Origin of the sequence: Leisingera sp. ANG-M6, assembly GCF_000813905.1 — a bacterium.
Taxonomy (GTDB): Bacteria; Pseudomonadota; Alphaproteobacteria; order Rhodobacterales; family Rhodobacteraceae; genus Leisingera.
On record NZ_JWLG01000010.1, the window covers coordinates 1 to 20,626 of the forward strand.

A 20,626-nucleotide genomic window follows, 5' to 3' on the forward strand; every position below is an offset into this window, starting at 1 on the left:
TCCTAGATATGCGGCATTCAGCCGCTGTATCTTGTCATCCTGGATAGAAGGCGACAGCCGGGTGACCTGGAGGCCGGAGTCCGCGGTCTCATCGGGGGCGTCGGCGTCGAGGGTCAGAAGGGTGAGCCTGTCTCCCAGCTTGTCAAGCAGGAACCCGTCGGCCAGGGGACCGTCGGGGCAGGGGGAGCCGGGGCGGGTGCGCTCCGGCCCGTTCAGCGCATCGGCTGAGTTCAGCGGCGAGCCGTCATAGGTGCAGGGCACCGACAGGCGGCCGGAGTTCACCAAGGGACGCGCGAATTCATACTGTTCGGACAGATCCAGAACTGCGTCGCGCAGCACCCGGCTCATCTCCGACTTGGGGGTGATGAAATCGGTGGAGCGCGAGGAGTTCAGGATGTTCTCATCCGCGCCATGGATGCGTTCGATGTCATAGCTGTCCAGCAGGCTTTCCGGTGCGGTGCCGTCCATCACCAGCTGCAGCTTCCAGCACAGGTTGTCGGTGTCCTGCAGGCCGGAGTTGGCACCGCGGGCGCCGAACGGGGAGACCTGATGCGCGGCGTCGCCGGCAAACAGCACCCGGCCATGGCGGAACTGCTCCATCCGGCGGCACTGGAAGGTGTAGATCGAGACCCATTCCAGCTCAAACTTCACGTCTTCGCCCAGCATGGCTTGCAGCCGCGGGATCACGTTTTCGGGGCGCTTCTCGCGCTCCTTGTCGATGTCCCAGCCCAGCTGCAGGTCGATGCGCCAGACGCCATCGGGCTGCTTGTGCAGCAGGGCAGACTGGCCCTTGTTGAAGGGCGGGTCGAACCAGAACCAGCGCTCGGTCGGGAAGTCCGCCTCCATGATCACATCGGCGATCAGGAAGTTGTCCTCAAACACCCGGCCGACGAAATCCAGCCCCAGCATCTGCCGGGTGGGGGAGCCTGCACCATCGCAGGCGATCAGCCAGTCGGCTTCCAGGTTGTAGGGGCCTTCGGGCGTGTCGACTTCCAGCGTTACATGGCTGGGATGGGTGCCAATGGCCGAGACCTTGTTGCGGCCGCGGATCTCAATCGGCGCGCCCTGCTCCTGCAGTTCGCGGACCCGGTTCACCAGGTATTCTTCGAAATAATACTGCTGCAGATTGATGAAGGCAGGGCGTTTGTGGCCTTCCTCCGGCAGCAGGTTGAAGTCATAGACCTGACGGTCGTCAAAGAACACCTTGCCGACGTTCCACTGCACGCCCTTGTCCACCATGGGCTGGCCGCAGCCGAGCCGGTCGAGGATTTCCAGGGGCCGTTTGGCAAAGCAGATGGCGCGGGAGCCGAAGCTCACCTTGTCGTTGTCATCCAGCACCACCACTTCGGTGCCCTGCTGCGCCAGGTCGATGGCGGCAGCCAGGCCGATGGGGCCTGCCCCGATCACCACTACCTTGCGGCGCACGGGCGCAGGAGCATCCTGATCCGCATGGCGCGCGTAGGGGTACAACGGGACTTCAAAGATCTTGTTCATCAGGTCTCCTCCCAATTTCCGGGTGCCGTCAGGCACAGCTTCACCGTTTCCCGGCATGGGCACGCCGGGAGGATGGTTTAGCGTCTCACAGGTTCTGCCGGGGCGATACGATCTGGATCAAACCGCCCCGGTTGCAAATTTGCCTGGGCTCCGCCCGTTCGGCCCTGAAACTGTCCCCGGACAGTTTCCAGGACGGGCCTCACCCCTGCAGGGCCTCCCACATCTCCAGATCGCGCTGGGCGGTCCAGATGCGCGGGTGCGCGATGCCGCGGGCCTCGTCATAGGCGCGGGCGACGTTGAAGGGCAGGCAATGCTCGTAGATCGCGTATTCCGCGAACTTGGGGTCGCATTCCGCGCGCACCGCATCCCAGGCTTCTTTCAGCGAGCCGCCGCGTGCTGCGATGCGCTGAACCGGGCGGTAGGTGCTCTCGACGAAGTCGCGGGTGTTCTCGATGGCGGCATTGACCATCTCTTTGCCGACCAGTGCATCGCCGCGGCCCGGGGCAATCGCGTCGACGTCATAGGCTTTGATGTTGTCGAGCGTCTGGCCCCAATCGGCGAAATGCCCGTCGCCGCAGTAGCAGGCCGAGTGGTATTCGACGATGTCGCCGGTGAACATCACGTTCTGATCCGGTACGTGGATCACTGCATCGCCAGCAGTGTGGGCGCGGCCGATCTGTTTGATGTCGACCCGGCGGTTGCCGAGGAAGACAGTCATCTGATCGGTGAAGGTTGTGGTGGGGTAGGTCAGCCCCGGGATGCTTTCGTGGCCTTCAAACAGGCGCGGGAAACGCTGGAACTCGCTGTCCCAATCTTCCTGCCCGCGCTCCAGCACCATGTTGTATGCGGCATTTGACATGATCACTTGCTGCGCGCCGAATGCGGAGGCGCCCAGTACCCGCACCGCGTGATAGTGGGTCAGCACCACGTGGGTGATCGGCTTGTCGGTGACCGAACGCACGCATTCGATCACCTTGTTTGCCAGCCGCGGGGTGGCCTGCGCCTCGACGATCATGACGCTGTCATCGCCGATGATCACGCCGGAGTTCGGGTCGCCCTCGGCGGTGAAGGCATAGAGCCCTTCGCCGATCTCATCGAAGGTGATCTTCTTTTCGGTCAGGTCCCCTTGGGACGCAAAAGCTTTTGCCATGGTGGTCTTCCTTATCTTGCGTAGGGGTCTTCAAGCGCAGGCAGCACAGTGCCGGTGCAGTCGCCGAAGCCGATGGTGTAGCCGTCTCCCTTGGCCGCGCCTTTCAGGGTCAGCGTGTCGCCATCAGCGATGAAGGAGCGCTCCTCCCCGGTGTCCAGCGTCAGTGGCTCCTTGCCGCCCCAGCTGAGTTCCAGCAGCGAGCCGCGGCTTTCCTTGGTGGGGCCAGAGATGGTGCCGGAGCCCAGCAGGTCGCCCGCATTCATCGGGCAGCCTGAGGTGGTGTGATGCGCCAGCTGCTGCGCAGCGGAGTAATACATTTCCTTGTAGTTGGTCCGCGCGATGGTTGTGGCCTCTTTGCCTTCCGGCGCCAGGGTCACCTCAAGGTCGATGTCATAGAGCATCGGACCGCAGTCCTTAAGGTGGTCCAGCAGCTCCACCTCGCGTTCCGGCGTGTCGCAGCGGAACGGCTCCAGCGCCGACTTGGTCACGATCCAGGGGGAGATCGTGTTGGCCGTGGCCTTGGCCTGGAACGGGCCCAGCGGCTGGTATTCCCAGGCCTGGATATCGCGTGCCGACCAGTCGTTCAGCAGCACATAGCCAAAGATGTTGTCATCTGCTTCCTGCACGGTGATCGGGCCGTCGGAGGGTGTGCCAACGATGGCGCCCATCTCCAGCTCGATATCGAAGCGTGCGCAGGGCGCCCACCGCGGCTTGTCATCGTTCGGGCCTTTCAGCTGGCCCCAGGGGCGGCGCACATCAGTGCCGGAGACGACAACAGACGACGCGCGCCCGTTATAGCCGATCGGGATATGCAGCCAGTTTGGCGGTAGCGCGTTTTCCGGGCCTCGGAACATGGTCCCGACGTTAAAGGCGTGGTTTTTGCCGGCGTAGAAGTCGGTGTATTCGCTGACCGCAAATGGCAGTTCCATCTGGGCATCTGCGATTGGGTACAGGTGAGGCTCAATCTCAGCTTGGTAAGCTGACCCTTCTTTGAGCATTTCCGTAAGTTTATCGCGGAATTCAGCCCAGATGTCGGAGCCTAATTCCATGAAACCGTTCCAGCACCCGGCATCGAAAACTGGGTCGCCATATTCAAAATACTCGCCTTCGAGAGCGGTCACATCAAGGATCATGTCTCCAATGGCCACACCACAGCGAGGGGTGTCCCATTCGAGCGTCTGAATTTTCTCAGGTGTCCAAAAAACGCCGTAAGGCAGGTTGTTCAGCGGGAACGGGTGGTTCGCATCATTGGCCGAGGCCACCCAGGATTTCAGCAGAGGCATAGCGTCTCCAGTTTCCGGATCCGAAGATCCCTTTCATCTTGCCGGAAATACTCCGGGGGTGAATGGGCCGGTGAGGCCCAGAGGGGGCAGCGCCCCCTCACCATTTCATTTCAGGCCGGGCGTGCCGTCGAACTTCTTTTCGATGTCGCTCCAGCAGTCGATATAGTCATCCTGCAGCGGCGCGTCCTTGGCTGCAAAGGCGGTCAGATGCTGCGGGAAGCGGGTCTCGAACATGAAGGACATGGTGTTGTCCAGCTTTTCCGGGCCGAGGTTGGAGTTCGAGGCGCCCTCAAAGGCGTTCTTGTCCGGCCCGTGCGGCAGCATCATGTTGTGCAAGGACATCCCGCCCGGCACAAACCCCTGCGGCTTGGCGTCGTACTGGCCGTAGATATTGCCCATCAGCTCCGACATGATGTTCTTGTGGTACCACGGCGGGCGGAAGGTGTTTTCGGCCACCATCCAGCGCTCGCGGAACAGCACAAAGTCGATGTTGGCGGTGCCCGGCACGCCGGACGGTGCAGTCAGCACGGTAAAGATCGACGGGTCCGGGTGATCGAACAGGATCGCCCCGACCGGGCAATAGGTGGTCAGGTCGTACTTATAAGGCGCGTAGTTTCCGTGCCAGGCGACCACATCCAGCGGCGAGTGGCCGATCTTGGTCTCATGGAACTGGCCGCACCATTTGATGGTCACGGTTGAGGGCGCCTCGCGGTCCTCGAACGCCGCCACCGGCGCCTTGAAGTCGCGCGGGTTGGCCATGCAGTTGGCGCCGATCGGGCCGCGGCCCGGCAGCTCGAATTTCTGGCCGTAGTTCTCGCAGACAAAGCCGCGGCAGGGGCCTTCCAAAACCTCGACCCGGTAGACCAGCCCGCGCGGGATGATGGCGATTTCCTGCGGTGCCAGGTCGATGATGCCCAGCTCTGTTGCAAACCGCAGCCGGCCTTCCTGCGGCACTACCAGCAGCTCGGAATCAGCGGAGAAGAAGTAGCTGTCCACCATCGACTCGGTGACCAGATAGATATGGCTCGCCATGCCGACCTGGGTGTTCACATCGCCCGCGGTGGTCATCGTGCGCATGCCGGTGAGCCAGGTGAGGCCTTCATCCGAATGCGGCACCGGGTCCCAGCGGTACTGGCCCAGCGAGATCACGTCCGGATCAACGCAAGGTGCAGACTTCCAATGCGGCAGGTCGATTTTCTCATAGCGGTGCGAATGCTTGACCGACGGGCGGATGCGGTAGCACCAGGTCCGCTCCGGCACATCGGCGGTAAAGGCGGTGCCGCTCAGCTGTTCGCCGTAGAGACCATAGTTGCACTTTTGCGGGCTGTTCATGCCCTGCGGCAGCGCACCGGGCAGCGCCTCGGTTTCAAAGTCGTTTGCAAAGCCGGGCATATAGCCCTCGTGCGGCCCCTGAAGAGAGGGGGCCTGGATCATTTCATGGGGATCGGCTGGCCGATTCATCGCGCGTTTCTCCTCTTGCTGCTTGCGGGATATTAGTTGTTTTTGTAACTAACAAGGGAGAGGGGACGAAAATGAACGAAAAAGATGATTTCGCTTTGCAGGATTTCCTGCCCTACCTGCTGAACCGCGCCGCCGAGGAAAGCTCGCTGGGGTTCCAGAAGCACTACAAGAACCGCTACGGAATGCTGCGCACCGAGTGGCGGGTGCTGTTTCATCTGGGCAACTACGGCCAGATGACCGCCAAGGAGATCGGCAGCCGCGCCAAGATCCACAAGACCAAGATCAGCCGCGCGGTGGCCAAGCTGTCGGAGAAGCGGTTCGTGACCCGGACCCGCGATGAAAACGACCGGCGGGCCGAACATCTGGCGCTGACCCCGGCCGGTGAGGCGGCGTATAAGGATCTGCGCGAGCACGCGCTGGAGTTCGACACACGGATCTGCGCCCGCTTCACCACCGGCGAGGTTGCAATTTTGCGGTATATGCTGCGCAATTTAGCAGGGATTGAACCATAGACATTGCAAGGCCCAGCCCCCAGATAAAGCAGCGGGATTGAAGGTGAAGCGATGATACAGATTGATGTCAATTCAGGGCCGCTGATTGCCTGGCTGATGGAGCAGGGCCTGCATGGGGCGCCGCAGCAGGATCTTTTGCAGGGGTATTGCCAGCGTCTGGTTGATGCAGGAGTGCCCTTGTGGCGGTTCCATCTGGCGCAGCGGGCGTTTCACCCAAAGTTCGGCGGCATCGGCTTCAACTGGACCCGCGCTGACGGCATCAGCCACGAACACTACGAATACCGCGAATCCCCGCGCGAAGAATGGCTGCGCAGTCCGTTCTTCCACATCCTGGAGCACAATCTGGAAGAGTTCCGCGAGCGGCTGGAAGATAATGCGCCGGAACAGTTCCCCCTGCTGCCCGAACTGCGGGAGCGCGGCGCAACGGATTACTTTGCCAAGGGCGTTCGCTTCTCGCCGCCCGATGACGAACCCAATGATCCGCGCCACCCGCGCGAAGGGATGCTGGTCTCCTGGGCCTCTGACCGGCCCGGCGGGTTTTCCGGCCGTGAGCTGGACCTGATCCGCACCACCCTGCCGCATCTGGGGCTGGCACTGAAGTCCTCATCAAACCGGCAGATGGCCAGCGACTTGCTGCAGGTCTATCTGGGCCGCGATGCCGGGCGCCGGGTGCTGTCCGGGGAAATCCAGCGCGGCTCCTCGCAGCAGATCGACGCGGTGATCTGCCTGTTCGACCTCAAAGGGTTCACCCAGCTGGCCGAACGGCTGCCGGGGACTGAGCTGATCGAGATGCTGAACGGGTACTTCGGCCTGGCGGTCGAAACCATCCAGGCGCATGGCGGCAATATCCTCAAATTCATGGGCGACGGCATGCTGACGATGTTCAATCTTGGCAGCATCGAAGAAGACGCCCACGCAGCGCTGGCCGCGGCCAATGAGCTGTGCGGCAAGGTGCGCGCCTATAACACTGAGCGTGAGGAGCTGGAATTGCCGACTGCCGGCTTCACCCTGGCGCTGCACGCCGGCGATATTCTCTATGGCAATATCGGGGCGGAGAACCGGCTGGATTTCACCGTGATCGGCCAGGCGGTGAACCAGACCGCCAGGATTGCCGGCATGCACCGCTCTGTCGGCCAGAACATCATCATGTCCGAGGATGTGAAAACCGCGGCCCGTGGCACCAATCATGACCTGGTGTCCCTGGGCCGCTACATGCTGCGCGGCGTGGCAGAGCCGATGGAGTTGTACACGATCTACCGCGGCAATTGCGGCTGCGACAGCTAGGCGGCTGCACAGCCGGGGTCAGATGCTGATCTCGACCCCGGGCAGGTTCACTTCCTTCATCATGTCGCGCAGTTCCTGCCGGGCGGCGATGTTGGAGATGTTCAGCTGCTTGACGCCGATGTCCTTGAGGTCCAGCAGCGTCAGACCGCGCGGGAACAGCTCGCGGAAAATCACCCGCTCTGAAAAACCCGGCGCGATGCGGAAGCCGATCCGCTTGGACAGCATCTTGATGGCGCGTTCCATCTTTTCCTTGTTGACCATGCGCTGGGTGCCGACGCGGTTGCGGATCACGATCCAGTCGATCGGCTTCAGCCCGGCCTGCGCGCGCAGCTGGCGGGCGTTCCAGACCATTTCGGAATAAACGGACGGCCCGGTGATGGTCTCGCCCTTCTGGTCCACATGCGCCAGCAGGTCGAAGTCGACAAAGCTGTCATTCAGCGGCGTGATCAGCGTGTCGGCCAGTGAATGCGCCACCTGGCTGAGGCGGGTGTGCGAGCCGGGGCAGTCAATCAGGATGAAGTCATGGCCCGGCTCCAGCGCCGAGACTGCCGCTGACAGCCGGTGGTCATAGATGTTTTCGCCCGGCTGCAGGCTGGCCGGGTCGATCTCCGGCAGCTCGTGGATTTCCACCATCGGCAGGTCCAGGCCGGATTTGACGCAGAAATCCTTGCGGTTCTCCAGGTAGCGCCCCATCGAGCGCTGCCGCAGATCCAGATCCAGCGCCGCGACCTTGTGGCCCAGCCGGGCCAGGGTGGTTGCGACATGCATGGAAACGGTCGATTTGCCCGCGCCGCCCTTCTCGTTGCCGACGACAATGATATGCGCCATGTACAGGTCCCTTCGCTCGTGCTTTTGTGCACGTCTTTCGCTTTGGGCTCCTGTATAGGCTCTGGATTCCGCCAAGAAAAGCGGTGCGGGCAGTCTGGTAAACTTAGTGTATCACCTGTGTTTTGCAGGACCCGCAGGCTTGCGCTTGGGGCGGGCGTCGCCGCCCTTGCCGCCCTTTGCGGACACGGCTGCAGCGGCGCGCGCCTTGTTCTTCTTGCTGTTGGGCTTGCCGACCGGCGGCTTGGGGCCTTTGGCCTTGAACGGCTTGGCCGCGGGTGCGCCGGGCCGGGTCATCCGCTTGGAGGGATCCGATGCGCCTTTGGGCTTGGCGGTCACAGCCGGCTTGGGCTTGCTGGGGCGGTCCTCCTTGCGGGCCGGTTTGCTGTCCCAATCCTTGCGCGCGGGCTTGCCGCCCCAGTCCTTGCCTGCAGTCTTGTCGCTCCGTTCCTTGCCCTCCGGCTTGTCGGTCCATTCCTTGCGGGGCGGGCGGCTGTCTTCGCGGTGATCGGATTTGGCACGGTAGGGCTTGGCGCCATCGTCCTTGCCGCGATGCGGTTTTCGGTCGCCTTTGAAGCCGCCCTTCGGCCCGCCGGGGCCGCGGCGCGGGGCAGGGGCCAGTTCCGGTGCTTCAGCCAGCTGCGTCAGCACAGCGCCCGGCTCCAGCTCTGTCTTGCCGTCCAGCGCCTTGAGGAAGCCCTCAACCGCGTCTTTGCTGATTTCGGCAAAGGTCTCGTTATCCTGCACCCGGATTGCGCCGATGGCGTCGCGGTCGATATTACCGGCCTTGCACAGCATCGGCAGCACCTTGCGCGGGTCGGCGCCGGCCTCGCGGCCGCCCGACAGGGAGAACCAGACAGAGAGGCCGAAGGCTTTGCGTTCCTTACGCTCCTTGCGCGGCTCCGGCGTGTCTGCCGGGCGCAGGTCCTCAGGCGCCGAGTGGCGGCTGCGGAACAGGCGCAGATAGGTTGCGGCGATCTGTTCGGGTGTGAATGTGTCCAGCAGGGTCTGCACGCCTGCCTGTTCGTTTTCGGCAACCGGTTCCTGCCAGACCGGATCGGCCAGCATCCGCTCTTCGTCGCGGGCCAGCACGTCGTCGGCAGAGGGCGCTTCGCAATGCTCAGCGGTCAGCTTGGCCCATTTCAGCAGGCGCAGGGCCTTGGAGCGCGCTTTGGGCGGAGCGATCAGCGCGCTGACGCCCTTGCGGCCCGCGCGGCCGGTGCGGCCGGAGCGGTGCAGCAGGGTTTCGTGGTTCGAGGGCAGCTCCGCATGGACCACCAGTTCCAGCCCCGGCAGGTCAATGCCGCGGGCCGCCACATCGGTGGCCACGCAAACCCGGGCACGCCCGTCGCGCATTGCCTGCAGCGCATGGCTGCGTTCGGTCTGGGACAGCTCGCCCGACAAGGTCACCACCGGCAGGCCGCGGTTGGTCAGGCGCGCGGCCAGACGGTTCACCGCTGCGCGGGTGTTGGCAAAGACGATGGAGCTGGGCGCCTCATAGTAGCGCAGCACGTTGATGATGGCGTTTTCCGCGTCCGCTTGCGCGACGCTCATCAGACGGTATTCGATATCCGCGTGCTGCTTGGTCTCGCCTGCGGTCTTGATCCGCATCGCGTCGCGCTGGAAGGTCTCAGCCAGGCTGGCAATTGCCGGCGGAACGGTGGCGGAGAACAGCAGGGTGCGGCGGTCTTCGGGCGCTTCGCCCAGGATGAACTCCAGATCCTCGCGGAAGCCGAGGTCCAGCATCTCGTCGGCCTCGTCCAGCACCACGCCGCGTACCTGGCTGAGGTCGATGGAGCCGCGCGCGATATGGTCGCGCAGACGGCCCGGAGTGGCCGCCACGATATGGGCACCGCGTTCCAGCGCCCGGCGCTCATCGCGCATGTCCATGCCGCCGACGCAGGACGCAATCCGTGCGCCTGCCTCGCGGTAGAGCCAGCCAAGTTCGTGTTTCACCTGCAGCGCCAGTTCGCGGGTCGGGGCGATCACCAGCGCCAGCGGTGCCGCGGCCTCGCCGAACGCGTCCTCTTCGCCCAGCAGATCCTGGGCCAGCGCCAGGCCGAAGCCGACAGTTTTGCCCGATCCGGTCTGTGCAGACACCAGCAGGTCGCGCCCTTCCACGTCAGGCTGGGTCACAGCCTCCTGCACTTGGGTCAGGGTTTCATATCCGCGCTCTTGCAGTGCGTTGGCCAGGGCTTGTTTCACGAGGGGGCTGTCTTTCCCGCGGGGCGCACATCCGGCCCCAGCGTCAGGAGAAAAAGAAAGAAGGCTGCCCGTCCGGGGCAGCCTTCGGGAGTTCTGCAAAATACGGCAGGCGGCTTAGAAGCCCAGGCCTTCGTATTTCTTCTTGAACTTGGACACGCGGCCGCCGGCGTCCAGCAGGCGCGAGGTGCCGCCGGTCCAGGCCGGGTGCACGGTCGGGTCGATGTCCAGGGCCAGCTGATCACCCTCAGCACCCCAGGTGGAGCGCATCTTGAGGACGGTGCCGTCGGTCATTTTGACGTCGATGAAGTGGTAATCGGGATGGGTGTCTTTTTTCATGATACCGCTCCTCAGGCTTTCTTGGGCTTGTAGTTCGCATCTTCTGCGATACGGGCCGACTTACCGCGGCGGGCGCGCAGGTAGTACAGCTTGGCGCGGCGGACGCGGCCGCGGCGCACCACTTCGATCGAGTCGATGTTGGTCGAGAACAGCGGGAACACACGCTCCACGCCTTCGCCGAACGAAATCTTGCGGACGGTGAACGAACCGGCAATGCCCGAGCCGTTTTTGCGGCTGATGCAAACGCCTTCGTACATCTGCACGCGCGAACGCGAGCCTTCGGTCACCTTGTAGCCGACACGGATGGTGTCACCGGCTTTGAAGTCGGGGATCTCTTTCCCCAGGGCGGCGATCTGTTCCGCCTCCAGCTGTGCGATCAGGTCCATCGCAACTCTCCTAAATTGCCTGCGGTTCATTCCGCAGAGGTTTGTGCCGTCATGAGAGCTCCTGGTCTTCACCGGGTCCCGCCAAAGGCAGCCCGCCAGAGATCACGCCGTCTGTTCCTTGCTGCTGGCGGGTTGGATCCTGAAGAAAACCGAAGAAGATTTCCGGGGCTGATCCAACAGCCAACGGCCCGGGGCCGATTCCCGGCACCAGACGAGCGGCTTTTAGGCCTGCTGCGCCAATGTTTCAAGGGAATTCTGCGGCGGCGCCCGGATCGCAGGCATTGATTTCCTTTTGATCGGCTGCGGATCTGCGGTTACCGTTCAAATACATTTATTTACGCAGCGTCAGCATATGCAGCCGGCCGGGCGCGCCTCACCAGGGAGGGGAGACAGCATGCCATTCAAAAAGATGGATATTTTCAACAGCGAACAATCCTACAAGGCGGAATTGAAGAAAGAGCTCAAGAAGCTGGATGCCACACCGGGCGATTTCTACTTCTATGATGAGGTCACGCTGAACGGTGCAGCCCAGTCCATCCTGATTGTCGGCGAGGCGGCGCCGCCTTTGCTGAAGGAGCTGAAGTCCAAAGCCAAACAGCGGGCGGTGGGGCAGTGTTCTGTCAAGGACGGCACGCTGCGGCTCAGCCTGGTGAAGGGCAGGATGCCTGAAAAGAAGCTGAAGCCGCTGATGAAGGGCACCCAGTTCGGCTATGAGCTTGTGGCCGTGGACCTGGATGCGGGCGGCGAGGCTGATCCGGACAAGCGCTTCCTGAAACGGCTGCAGGCGGTGGAAAGCCGCTTTGACAAAATCAAGGGCAGGATCACGGATGATGAGCGCAAGGAGCTGCGCATCCTGTTCGGGCAGATCGAGGAGCAGAAGGACACGGACCAGGCACAAGCGGCCAAGACCCTGATCGCCCTCAACACCCGGATGGAGGAGCTGATCAAGCTGATCGGCGGCGGCAAGGAGGCCTCCAAGGAAGAAACCAACGCCAAGACCCGGCTCAAGGCCACTACCGCCCGGTTCGACAAGGTCAAGGGCAAGATCATGGATGATGAGCGCAAGGCGCTTCGCCAGCATTTCGGGGCTGTGGCCGAACATTTCGAGAAGGGCGAATGGAAGCAGGCCTATGCCCGGCTGGAGGTGCTCGACAAGGAAATGGTCGGATATGTGAAGGCGGCGCTGGCGTCGGATGAGCAAGACGCGGAAAAGCGCAGCGAGGAGTTCGCGCAGTCGGATAGCGGCAAAGCAGCCAAGATGCTGGCCAGCCGGATCAAGGAGGAAATCGCGAAGCTGGGCAAGCTGGAAACGGCCGTGACCCGCGAAGCCGGGGTGCTGAAGGACTTGCAGGAAACCCTGTCAGGGCTGACCAAGGCCAAGGACATCAGCAAGAAGCAGCAGCAGGTCGACGCCAGCGCCGAGCGGCTGGAAAAGGCCAAACAGGTGCTGGAGCAGTCCCGCGGCCAGCTGCTGAAAAATGTCGAGGAGATGAAGGCCGAGAAGCTGGAGAAGGAAAAAGCCTTTGTCACAGCCTTGGGCAATATCAAGTCCCGCATCACGGCATTGGATGAAATGCTGGACAGCGTGCCGGTGGATCAGGCCCGCAGCCAGATCGAGGCGCTGATCAAGAAGCAGGCCGAGGCACAGCAATGGCAGGAAGAGCGCATCAAGGCGGAGGACGGCGGCGAAGGCCACGGCACCGGCCGCCACGGTGCGCAGACCGGCATGGAACGGCAGGCGATGCGGGCCTCTTCGCAGGACGGGGTGACCCCGGATCAGAGCGGCAATTCCGCCGGCACCGCGCAGGTGACCGAGAAGTGGAATAAGGTGAAAATCACCTATACCGAGGAGGACGGGAAACGGGTGATTGCCAACCGTTCGGAAGTCGAAAAGCAGATCGCAGCCAGCTTTGACCGCAAGCAGTACAGCGGCGGCAATGCCTCAATGTGGGCAACCCCGGTTCTTGAAAAAGAAGCCTTCGACCGGGCAACGTCCATTGCCGCAAAGTTCAAGGGGTTCACGCATTATGCCACCGGCAAAAAGACCCAGGCCAATCAGGTGACGGACGAACTGACCTCGCTGACCTTGAAGATGGGGCCGCCGGCCTCGGCGCCGGGCTGGGGCTATGCGCTCAAGCGTGACGGGGCTGCCGTTTCGCTCAACGATATCAAATCCGCGGTTTCCGACTTTGAACAGGGCAAATCCAGCCTGGATGACATGTTCAAGGCCCTGAACGTGAAACTGGTTGAAAAATCCGGTGGCGGCGGTGTGAAGATGGTGCCCCACTGCCTGGTTGTGCTGACCCGCTCGTCCACGGCTGGCGACTGGAAGTTCAAGACCCACTTCCCGGATGACCGGCTGGGCAGCAGTGATATTGGCTGGGAAACGGAGCGGAACCAGTCCAAGGGTGATGTCACCTTCAAGCAGGGAACAACGCTGACGGTCTGGAAAAACAACAAGATGCCGAACTAGCCGGCTGCGGCCGGGCCCGGACAGGGCCCGGTGCTGTTTCAGGCGGTCTGGTCGTCCAGCGCCGCGTCTGGCGCGTTCTTCTTGACCGACTCGATGCCGTTATCGCGGCCAGAGGCACTGGCGTAGCTTTGCGAGGTGCCGATCACCTGGCCGTTGGTGGCCTTGAGGTTGAACATATGTTTGCCGGCCGCGGTTTCCTTGCGCTCATAGCGCGCGTCGTCGCCGGCATTCTTGCGGACCGATTCAATACCGTTCTCGGCGCTGGCCTTCTGCTTGTAGCCTTCGCTGGCCAGAATGTTTTCGCCATTGCCTGCCTTCAGGCGGAAGCGGAATTCGCCTGCGTTGTCGGTGTAGAGTTCAAATTTCCCAGCCACCCTGCTGTCTCCTGTCATTTAACTTATGCAGGAGGAGTAAAACACGGGTTCGCCAATGCGGCAACGGCTTGCATTGGGGAAAAGCCAGGCTGGTGCGTCACTTGCGCTATGGCTTGCCGCTGTCCTTGGAGCGGATGTAGGCCTCCCACAGGTCCGGGCGGCGGGCCTTGGTGATCTCTTCGCTCATCCCGTGGCGCCAGTCTGCGATCTTGCCGTGATGGCCGGACATCAGCACATCGGGGATTTCCCGGCCCTTCCATTCGGCAGGGCGGGTGTATTGCGGATGTTCCAAAAGGCCGGAGGAAAAGCTCTCCTCCTCGGTCGAGGCGTGGTTGCCCAGAACCCCCGGGATCAGCCGCACGGTGGCGTCAATGAGCGCCTGTGCCGCCAGTTCGCCGCCAGTCATCACGAAGTCCCCCAATGAGACCTCCTGAATGCCGTAATGCTCCAGCACCCGTTCATCGACACCTTCGAACCGCCCGCAGAGCAGGGTGATGCCGTCGCATTGGGCGAAATTATGCATCATCTGCTGGTTCATCGGCCGCCCGCGCGGGGTCAGGTAGACCAGGGGCCAGTTGCCGCGGGTATCCGCCATCGTGTGTTCGATCGCTTCGCCCAGCACATCGGCGCGCAGCACCATGCCGGCGCCGCCGCCTGCGGGCGTGTCATCGACATTGCGGTGCTTGCCCACGCCGAATTCGCGCAGATCGGTGGTCTCCAGCTGCCAAAGGCCCTCCTGCAGCGCCTTGCCGGTCAGGCTTTCGCCCAGCACACCGGGAAAGGCCGCGGGAAACAGGGTGATGATCTTGGCCTTCCACACGCCAGCCAGGTCCGGCGTCGGCGTCATCAGCTCGCGCGGTTTCAGCGTGGGGCGGATGGCCTTGCGGCCATGGGAGCGGGAGGGCGTGTCTGTCATGGCGTCCTCATAGGCGATGGCGCGCTGCGAAGAAAGCGGAGTTATGCGAGGCTCTGCTTCGCGCTCCGGGATATTTTCGGCCAGATGTACAAGAGATCCAGTCTTCTTCTGGCAGGTAGTATCCTGGGGCTGAGCGCCAGTAGCGCGAGGGAGCAAAGCCCCTAATGCACCTTTCAGAACAGCCCTTCGGGCGGGTCGGCGACAATGCGGCGCTGGGTCAGATCCACGGTTGGCACCGCTTCCAGGGTGAAGGGCAGCAGCACGGTTGCCTTGAGGCCGGGGCCGTGGATCTCCAGCAGGTCGGAGGCGCCGTGGTTCTGCACCGATTTCACCGTGCCCAGCAGCGTGCCGCCGGTGTCATAGACTTCCAGCCCGATCAGGTCGGTATGGTAGAACTCGTCATCCGGCAGCTGCGGCAGCTGATCGCGGCGGGCAAACAGCCGCAATCCCTTGATGGCGTCGGCCTCTTCCTTGGTTTCAACACCTTCCAGCAACGCGGCAAAGCCGTTCTTGATCGGGCGGGTGATGGTCAGGGAGTAGGTCTTGCTCCCGTCCTCATTGCTGAGCGGCGAGTAGTCCTCGATCTCTTCCGGGATGGCACAGAAGCTCTTGAGCCGCACCTCGCCGCGCACCCCGAAGGACCCGGAAATGGCGCCTACGCAGATCAGATCGCTCATGGTGTCAGTCCTTTGCACAGAACCCCGCGCGCAGCCATTGGCCGCCGGATTGTTCGCAGAGTTCGCTTTGATGGTTGCGTTCAAAGAAGATGCCCGCGGTAAAGGCCACTGCAACAAAAAACACAAGCCTTATCAACCGTCCCATGACGGGCCTCAGCGGGTTTCAAGCGGCAGGTCCGCCATCCGGCTTTCCCAGCCGGTTTCTTCCAGTTCCGGCGTGTCCGACAGCCGCTCCGGGTAGCCGATGCAGAAATAACCGATCAGCTGCCAGCCCTTGGGCGCGTTCAGGTCGCGGTTCAGCAGCTGGGGGTCCAGTACCGAAACCCAGCCCAGCCCCAGCCCTTCGGCGCGCAGCGCCAGCCAGAACAGGGTGATGGCGGTGACCACCGAATAGCGGCGCATCTCCGGCATGGTGGCAGCGCCCAGGCCGTGGCCCTGGGTGGTCTCATCGTCGCAGTAGACGGCCAGCTGCACCGGAGCATCGCGCATGCCGGACAGTTTCAGTTCCGCATAACGCTCTGCCTTTTCGCCGGAATACCCGGTCAGCGCCTGGGCGTTGGCGGCCTCAAAATTCTTCAGCGCAGCGGCGCGGGCGGTGCCGCTCTCTACCCGCAGGATGCGCCAGGGTTCGCTCAAGCCCACGGACGGGGCGAGCTGAATGGCAGAAAGGCAGCGCATCAGCACTGCCTCCTCCACCGGATCGCTGCGGAACCGGCGCACGTCGCGCCGGAGCCGCATCAGCAGATCAAGCTGGCTGCGGAACTCTTCGGGAAAAGCGCCCCGCAGCTCCACGGAATTATTCCGCGTCTGCAGCTGCTTCGGCGGCTTCAGCAGCCTTTGCAGCTTTCTCTTCTGCGCGCTCCTGGGCTTTCTTGCCCGGGGTGCCTTTTTTCGGGTTGCTGCGCTCGGCCTTGGCGCGGACGCCTGCGGCTTCCAGCATGCGGGCGATACGGTCGGTCGGCTGCGCGCCCTGGTCCAGCCAGTGCTGCACGCGCTCCAGGTCCATTTTCACGCGGTCTTCCGAATCTTTCGGCAGCAGCGGGTTGTAGGTGCCCAGCTTCTCGATGAAGCGGCCGTCGCGCGGCATGCGGCTGTCAGCAGCCACGATGCGGTAGAAGGGGCGTTTTTTGGAGCCGCCGCGGGCCAAACGGATTTTCATTGCCATGGGTACATCTCCTTTGATGGCGTTGTCCGGGGTATGCCCCGGTTGTCCTGTTGTTGGTTGTTATTCTTGGTGTTTCTTGTGGTGGCGGATGACTTCATCAATGATGAAGTTCAGGAATGCCTTGGCGAATTCAGGGTCCAGATCGGCCTGATCCGCCAGGTCTTCGAGCCGTGCGATCTGGGCCGCTTCGCGGGTGGGATCGGACGGGGGAAGGTCGTGTTCGGCCTTGAGCCGGCCCACCGCCTGGGTGTGCTTGAACCGCTCGCCCAGAGTATAGACGAGGATTGCATCCAGACGGTCGATGCTTTCGCGGTGGCCCTTCAGCAGCGCGGCTGCGCGGGCAACGGGATCTTGGATATCTGTTGTCATCGGGGTCTCCGCAATACAGCAGGGCGGGGTGCCGTCGAGGGGGTGCCAGGCGTGCACCGGCTGTGCACCACCTGTGCACCGCCGCAGCGCAGCATCCGGGAAATCGCGCGCAGATTAGTCAATGGCCCAGCCCTCCGGTTTGAAGAGCGGATCGGCGTAATGGCTGATTTCCATGTCGATCCCATGCGCAATCTGGCTGTCCTTCAGGGCGTCCGGCGCGGGGTGGCGGTAGACGGCGTCGTTGCCGTCGATGGTGGCGGCGCCGTGGTCCTTGGCAGCGCCGAGCCGTTCCGCGAGCCGGATCGAGTCGAGATTCTTGGGGTCGATATAGCTGACCGCAGTCTCCCAGCCCAGTTCCGAATAGAAATGCCGCCGGGCGGCGTGGGTAGCCTCCAGCGCATAGCCCTTGCCTGCGGCATCAGGCCAGATGATCCAGGCGATCTCGCGCTCCGGCCAGCCTGCGGGCTGCCAGCCGCCGGCCATGCCGTAAGTCTCGCCGCTGGCCTTGTCGTGGATCATCCACATGCCGAAGCCGCGCACCTGCCAGTGGCCGATCTCGGCGGCATAGAGCATCCAGGCCTCGTAAGTGTTCAGCGGCCCGCCCATGAAACGGGAGCGGTAGGAGCTGAAGGTGGCCTTGAAGTCGGGGTAATCCTGCGCTTCGGGGCCGCGCAGCACCAGGCGGCGGGTTTCGATCACCGGGATGTCAAACGGCATCAGCGCGCTCCTTCCAGCGGAAGGGCGCGTCGGCGCCAGGATATGACCCCGCGCAGGCGCATCAGTGCAAAAGCCCCCGGGCGGCTTCAGGGCCGGAGCGGCGGGCGGCGGGCGTGTGGCGCCAGCAGCGCAGGCCCGGGGCCGGCTGCAGCGGGAAGGAGACCAGCCGTTCGGGCTGGGCGCCGGCGCGGCGGGCCAGGGCGATGGAGGCGGTGTTTTCTTCCGGCACGTAGGAAACGATGGTGTCCCAGCCGGCCGCGTTGAACAGCCAGTCCAGCACGCACTGCACGGCTTCGCTGGCATACCCTTTGCCCTCGCCGGTCTCCATCAGGTGCCAGGACAGTTCCGGTTCCGGCCAGCCCTTGGGGAACCAGGGGCCGACCAGGCCCACGGTGTCGCCGGTGCTGCGCTCCACCACGGCAAACAGGCCGTAGCCGTGCAGGTGCCAATGGCCGATGATGGTGGCGATCGACCACCACAGAGAATCGGCGTCATCCGCGACATTGATGAACCGCGGCGCGTCCGGCGCCAGGAAGGCAGCCTGGGCGTCAAAATCCGGATCCGCCGGAGAAATCAGCATCAGCCGCTTGGAAACCAGCCGTGGATACCGCCGTTGCGCGTCTTTCATATCGTACCCCATTGCCCGGGCGGCAGGCCGCCCGGCGTCTTTTTCACCCATCCGGTGAAGGAGTATCGATGAGACTGCGTAATTTTCCGTTAAACGGCTGCGGGACGCGCCGGGTTGCGCAGTGCGGTACAGGTGGGAGGTCATGCGTAGGCCTCCATCCCGCCGTCGCAAGGCGGCGCAAAATGGCGGTAAACGATGGTATCTTCCGAGGTCTCACCCAGCGGCAGCGGCGCGGCAAGGTCAGGTTTGCCGCCGAGCCTTTCGGCGACAGAGACCGACCTGCTGTTGCCGGGTGTGATATAGCTGACGAGGCTGCTGGCGCCCATTTCGGACCAGGCCCACAAAAGGGCGGCAGCGGCGGCTTCGGTGATGTAGCCATTGCCTTCGAACCCGCTGCACAGGGTCCAGCCGATCTCCGCCTCGGGGTAGTGGGCCGGTTTATTGATACCGACCTGGCCAACCAGTGCGCCGTCGTCAGCGCGCTCGATGGCCCAGCTGCCATGTCCCAGCAGGGACCAGCTGCCCACTTCAGCGGCAACAGTCTGCCAGCTGTCTTTCAGTGAAAACGGCCCGCCCATATAGCGTGCGCGGTCACTGCCCAGCACATCGTGAAGCGGCGCAAAGTCCGACATCACGTGGTGGCGCAGCTTCAGGCGCGCAGTGGATATGGTGGGCGCAGTGGTCAACTTACTTCTTCTTGCCAAATCCGCTGAGGCCTGCGGGCAGGCCCATGCCGCCGCCGAGGCCGGGGAGGCCGCCGGGCAGGCCGCCCTTGCCGCCCATGGCCTTGGCTGCCGCTTCCAGCGCCTTGGGGTCCATCTGGCTGGGATCCATGCCGCCCATATCCGGCATGCCGCCTTTGCCGAACATGCCCTTCATGGCCTGTTTCAGCATCTTGCCCTTGCCCATCTTGCCCATCTTCTTCATCACATCGGCCATCTGCCGGTGCATCTTCAGAAGCTTGTTGAGGTCGGAGACCTCCATGCCGGAGCCGGCCGCGATGCGTTTCTTGCGGGAAGCCTGCAGCAAGGCGGGGTTGGCGCGTTCCTTCTTGGTCATCGACTGGATCATGGCGATCTGGCGCTTCAGCACCTTGTCGTCCATGCCGGCGTCCTGCACCTGCTTGGCCATTTTGCCCATGCCAGGCATCATCTGCATCATGCCCTCCATGCCGCCCATCTGGAGCATCTGTTCAAGCTGCATCTTCAGGTCGTTCATGTTGAACTGACCCTTCATCATGCGCTTCATCATCTTCTCGGCCTGTTCGGCCTCGATGGTTTCCTGGGCCTTTTCGACCAGCGCCACGATGTCGCCCATGCCCAGGATGCGGCCGGCGATCCGGTCTGCCTCGAAAGTCTCCAGCGCGTCCATCTTTTCGCCCAGGCCGACAAAGCGGATCGGTTTGCCGGTGACAGCGCGCATCGACAGCGCCGCACCGCCGCGGCCGTCGCCGTCCATCCGGGTGAGGACCACGCCGGAGATGCCGATCTTGGCGTCGAATTCCTCGGCCACCTCGACGGCGACCTGGCCGGTCAGGCCGTCGACCACCAGCAGGGTCTCGCGCGGGGAGACCACGTTGCGGACGTCCTCAACCTCCTGCATCAGGGTCTCGTCGATGTGCAGGCGGCCGGCGGTGTCCAGCATGTAGACGTCATAGCCGCCCAGGGTCGCCTGCTGCTTGGCGCGTTTGGCGATGTCGACGGGTTTCTGGCCCGGCACGATGGGCAGGGTGTCGACGCCGATCTGGGTGCCGAGGACGGCCAGCTGGTCCATCGCCGCCGGGCGGTAGACGTCGAGCGAGGCCATCAGGACCTTCTTGCCCTCTTTCTCCTTCAGCCGCTTGGCGAGCTTACCGGTGGTGGTGGTCTTACCGGAGCCCTGCAGGCCGACCATCAGAACGGGGGCGGGCGGGTTGTCGACCTTGAGCTTGCCGGGGTCCTCGTCGCCGCGCAGCACGTCGACCAGCGCGTCGTGGACGATCTTGACGACCTGCTGGCCCGGGGTCACGGATTTGGTGACGGCCTGTCCGGTGGCCTGTTCCTGAACCTTTTTGACGAAGTCGCGGGCAACCGGCAGCGAGACGTCGGCCTCCAGCAGGGCCACGCGGACCTCGCGCAGGGCGGATTTGACGTCTTCCTCGTTCAGGGCGCCCTGTTTGGTCAGCCGGTCAAAGACGCCGGAAAGGCGTTCGGATAGATTTTCAAACATGCCTGCGGCCTCCTAATGCCGGTTTCAACGTGTGGCGCCCCCGTATGTAGGGGACAAGCGAACCATGCGCAAATGCCCGCCGGTCCTGGTGTCAGTCGTGGGGGCAAACCAAACGAGTTTGCCCCCACGGGCGTAACACGCTGGTGGGGGGCGATCCCTGGCA

21 protein-coding genes are annotated in these 20,626 nt (G+C 63.3%); 3 read left to right on the plus strand and 18 right to left on the minus strand.

The features are described 5' to 3' along the window. From RA24_RS07850 to hmgA, 4 genes are all read right to left on the minus strand, one after another. A partial coding sequence (locus tag RA24_RS07850) for an FAD-dependent oxidoreductase (RefSeq protein ID WP_039190873.1) occupies positions 1-1,494 on the minus strand: 1,494 nt, incomplete at its 3' end. A 199-nt stretch (positions 1,495-1,693) separates the two neighbouring features. Further along, positions 1,694-2,644, minus strand: coding sequence for an MBL fold metallo-hydrolase (locus RA24_RS07855; protein ID WP_039190875.1), 951 nt, complete (start codon positions 2,642-2,644; stop codon positions 1,694-1,696). An 11-nt stretch (positions 2,645-2,655) separates the two neighbouring features. Next, positions 2,656-3,927 carry a fumarylacetoacetase gene (fahA, locus tag RA24_RS07860; protein WP_039190877.1) on the minus strand — a complete coding sequence of 424 codons (1,272 nt, stop codon included), beginning with the start codon at positions 3,925-3,927 and terminating at the stop codon, positions 2,656-2,658. 105 nt (positions 3,928-4,032) lie between these two features. Further along, positions 4,033-5,388 carry a homogentisate 1,2-dioxygenase gene (gene hmgA, locus RA24_RS07865; protein ID WP_039190879.1) on the minus strand — a complete coding sequence of 452 codons (1,356 nt, stop codon included), beginning with the start codon at positions 5,386-5,388 and terminating at the stop codon, positions 4,033-4,035. Between the two features lie 71 nt (positions 5,389-5,459). On the opposite strand from hmgA, the gene RA24_RS07870 reads away from it, so the two are divergent. Both RA24_RS07870 and RA24_RS07875 read left to right on the plus strand, forming a co-directional pair. Further along, positions 5,460-5,900, plus strand: a complete 441-nt coding sequence (locus RA24_RS07870) for a MarR family winged helix-turn-helix transcriptional regulator (RefSeq protein WP_019296666.1) — start codon at positions 5,460-5,462, stop codon at positions 5,898-5,900. A gap of 51 nt (positions 5,901-5,951) precedes the next feature. After that, positions 5,952-7,184, plus strand: a complete 1,233-nt coding sequence (locus RA24_RS07875; RefSeq protein ID WP_019296665.1) for an adenylate/guanylate cyclase domain-containing protein — start codon at positions 5,952-5,954, stop codon at positions 7,182-7,184. 18 nt (positions 7,185-7,202) lie between these two features. Here the strand turns inward: RA24_RS07875 and RA24_RS07880 are convergent, their stop codons facing one another. The 4 genes from RA24_RS07880 to rplS all read right to left on the minus strand — a co-directional run bounded on the left by RA24_RS07880 (position 7,203) and on the right by rplS (position 10,936). Next, a complete protein-coding gene (locus tag RA24_RS07880; RefSeq protein WP_019296664.1) occupies positions 7,203-8,012 on the minus strand; it encodes a division plane positioning ATPase MipZ in 810 nt (269 codons plus the stop codon). A gap of 111 nt (positions 8,013-8,123) precedes the next feature. Further along, positions 8,124-10,214 (minus strand): DEAD/DEAH box helicase, encoded by a 2,091-nt coding sequence (locus RA24_RS07885; protein WP_039190880.1) that lies wholly within the window; start codon positions 10,212-10,214, stop codon positions 8,124-8,126. Between the two features lie 114 nt (positions 10,215-10,328). Continuing rightward, positions 10,329-10,550, minus strand: coding sequence for a 50S ribosomal protein L31 (gene rpmE, locus RA24_RS07890; RefSeq protein WP_039147194.1), 222 nt, complete (start codon positions 10,548-10,550; stop codon positions 10,329-10,331). An 11-nt stretch (positions 10,551-10,561) separates the two neighbouring features. Further along, complete coding sequence (gene rplS, locus RA24_RS07895; RefSeq protein WP_019296661.1) at positions 10,562-10,936, minus strand: 50S ribosomal protein L19; 375 nt, start codon at positions 10,934-10,936, stop codon at positions 10,562-10,564. Positions 10,937-11,330: 394 nt separating this feature from the next. On the opposite strand from rplS, the gene RA24_RS07900 reads away from it, so the two are divergent. Beyond that, positions 11,331-13,409, plus strand: a complete 2,079-nt coding sequence (locus RA24_RS07900) for a hypothetical protein (RefSeq protein WP_039190883.1) — start codon at positions 11,331-11,333, stop codon at positions 13,407-13,409. Positions 13,410-13,447: 38 nt separating this feature from the next. On the opposite strand, the gene RA24_RS07905 is transcribed toward RA24_RS07900, so the two are convergent. The 10 genes from RA24_RS07905 to ffh form a co-directional block, all read right to left on the minus strand. Continuing rightward, positions 13,448-13,783: a YegP family protein gene (locus tag RA24_RS07905; protein WP_019296659.1), complete on the minus strand. Its 336-nt coding sequence runs from the start codon at positions 13,781-13,783 to the stop codon at positions 13,448-13,450. A gap of 106 nt (positions 13,784-13,889) precedes the next feature. Further along, on the minus strand, positions 13,890-14,699 hold the full coding sequence (gene trmD / locus RA24_RS07910; protein WP_039147188.1) for a tRNA (guanosine(37)-N1)-methyltransferase TrmD: 810 nt from the start codon (positions 14,697-14,699) through the stop codon (positions 13,890-13,892). Between the two features lie 173 nt (positions 14,700-14,872). Next, positions 14,873-15,376: a ribosome maturation factor RimM gene (rimM, locus tag RA24_RS07915; RefSeq protein WP_039147187.1), complete on the minus strand. Its 504-nt coding sequence runs from the start codon at positions 15,374-15,376 to the stop codon at positions 14,873-14,875. 153 nt (positions 15,377-15,529) lie between these two features. Beyond that, complete coding sequence (gene bluB / locus RA24_RS07920; RefSeq protein ID WP_039190884.1) at positions 15,530-16,168, minus strand: 5,6-dimethylbenzimidazole synthase; 639 nt, start codon at positions 16,166-16,168, stop codon at positions 15,530-15,532. A gap of 4 nt (positions 16,169-16,172) precedes the next feature. Beyond that, a complete protein-coding gene (rpsP, locus tag RA24_RS07925; protein WP_019296654.1) occupies positions 16,173-16,541 on the minus strand; it encodes a 30S ribosomal protein S16 in 369 nt (122 codons plus the stop codon). Positions 16,542-16,601: 60 nt separating this feature from the next. Continuing rightward, a complete protein-coding gene (locus RA24_RS07930) occupies positions 16,602-16,910 on the minus strand; it encodes a chorismate mutase (protein WP_019296653.1) in 309 nt (102 codons plus the stop codon). 114 nt (positions 16,911-17,024) lie between these two features. Further along, positions 17,025-17,627 (minus strand): GNAT family N-acetyltransferase, encoded by a 603-nt coding sequence (locus RA24_RS07935; protein WP_019296652.1) that lies wholly within the window; start codon positions 17,625-17,627, stop codon positions 17,025-17,027. A 61-nt stretch (positions 17,628-17,688) separates the two neighbouring features. Continuing rightward, positions 17,689-18,267 (minus strand): GNAT family N-acetyltransferase, encoded by a 579-nt coding sequence (locus RA24_RS07940; protein WP_241480918.1) that lies wholly within the window; start codon positions 18,265-18,267, stop codon positions 17,689-17,691. A 128-nt stretch (positions 18,268-18,395) separates the two neighbouring features. Next, positions 18,396-18,941 (minus strand): GNAT family N-acetyltransferase, encoded by a 546-nt coding sequence (locus RA24_RS07945; protein ID WP_039190886.1) that lies wholly within the window; start codon positions 18,939-18,941, stop codon positions 18,396-18,398. Position 18,942: 1 nt separating this feature from the next. Continuing rightward, positions 18,943-20,463 carry a signal recognition particle protein gene (gene ffh / locus RA24_RS07950; RefSeq protein ID WP_019296649.1) on the minus strand — a complete coding sequence of 507 codons (1,521 nt, stop codon included), beginning with the start codon at positions 20,461-20,463 and terminating at the stop codon, positions 18,943-18,945. Between the last annotated feature and the right edge of the window lie 163 nt (positions 20,464-20,626).

Coding starts and splice junctions, on each gene's coding strand:
- RA24_RS07855 (WP_039190875.1), bottom strand. CDS start 2,644: ATGGCAAAAGCTTTTGCGTCCCAAGGGGACCTGACCGAAAAGAAGATC.
- fahA (WP_039190877.1), bottom strand. CDS start 3,927: ATGCCTCTGCTGAAATCCTGGGTGGCCTCGGCCAATGATGCGAACCAC.
- hmgA (WP_039190879.1), bottom strand. CDS start 5,388: ATGAATCGGCCAGCCGATCCCCATGAAATGATCCAGGCCCCCTCTCTT.
- RA24_RS07870 (WP_019296666.1), top strand. CDS start 5,460: ATGAACGAAAAAGATGATTTCGCTTTGCAGGATTTCCTGCCCTACCTG.
- RA24_RS07875 (WP_019296665.1), top strand. CDS start 5,952: ATGATACAGATTGATGTCAATTCAGGGCCGCTGATTGCCTGGCTGATG.
- RA24_RS07880 (WP_019296664.1), bottom strand. CDS start 8,012: ATGGCGCATATCATTGTCGTCGGCAACGAGAAGGGCGGCGCGGGCAAA.
- rpmE (WP_039147194.1), bottom strand. CDS start 10,550: ATGAAAAAAGACACCCATCCCGATTACCACTTCATCGACGTCAAAATG.
- rplS (WP_019296661.1), bottom strand. CDS start 10,936: ATGGACCTGATCGCACAGCTGGAGGCGGAACAGATCGCCGCCCTGGGG.
- RA24_RS07900 (WP_039190883.1), top strand. CDS start 11,331: ATGCCATTCAAAAAGATGGATATTTTCAACAGCGAACAATCCTACAAG.
- trmD (WP_039147188.1), bottom strand. CDS start 14,699: ATGACAGACACGCCCTCCCGCTCCCATGGCCGCAAGGCCATCCGCCCC.
- rimM (WP_039147187.1), bottom strand. CDS start 15,376: ATGAGCGATCTGATCTGCGTAGGCGCCATTTCCGGGTCCTTCGGGGTG.
- rpsP (WP_019296654.1), bottom strand. CDS start 16,541: ATGGCAATGAAAATCCGTTTGGCCCGCGGCGGCTCCAAAAAACGCCCC.
- RA24_RS07930 (WP_019296653.1), bottom strand. CDS start 16,910: ATGACAACAGATATCCAAGATCCCGTTGCCCGCGCAGCCGCGCTGCTG.
- RA24_RS07935 (WP_019296652.1), bottom strand. CDS start 17,627: ATGCCGTTTGACATCCCGGTGATCGAAACCCGCCGCCTGGTGCTGCGC.
- RA24_RS07940 (WP_241480918.1), bottom strand. CDS start 18,267: ATGGGGTACGATATGAAAGACGCGCAACGGCGGTATCCACGGCTGGTT.
- ffh (WP_019296649.1), bottom strand. CDS start 20,463: ATGTTTGAAAATCTATCCGAACGCCTTTCCGGCGTCTTTGACCGGCTG.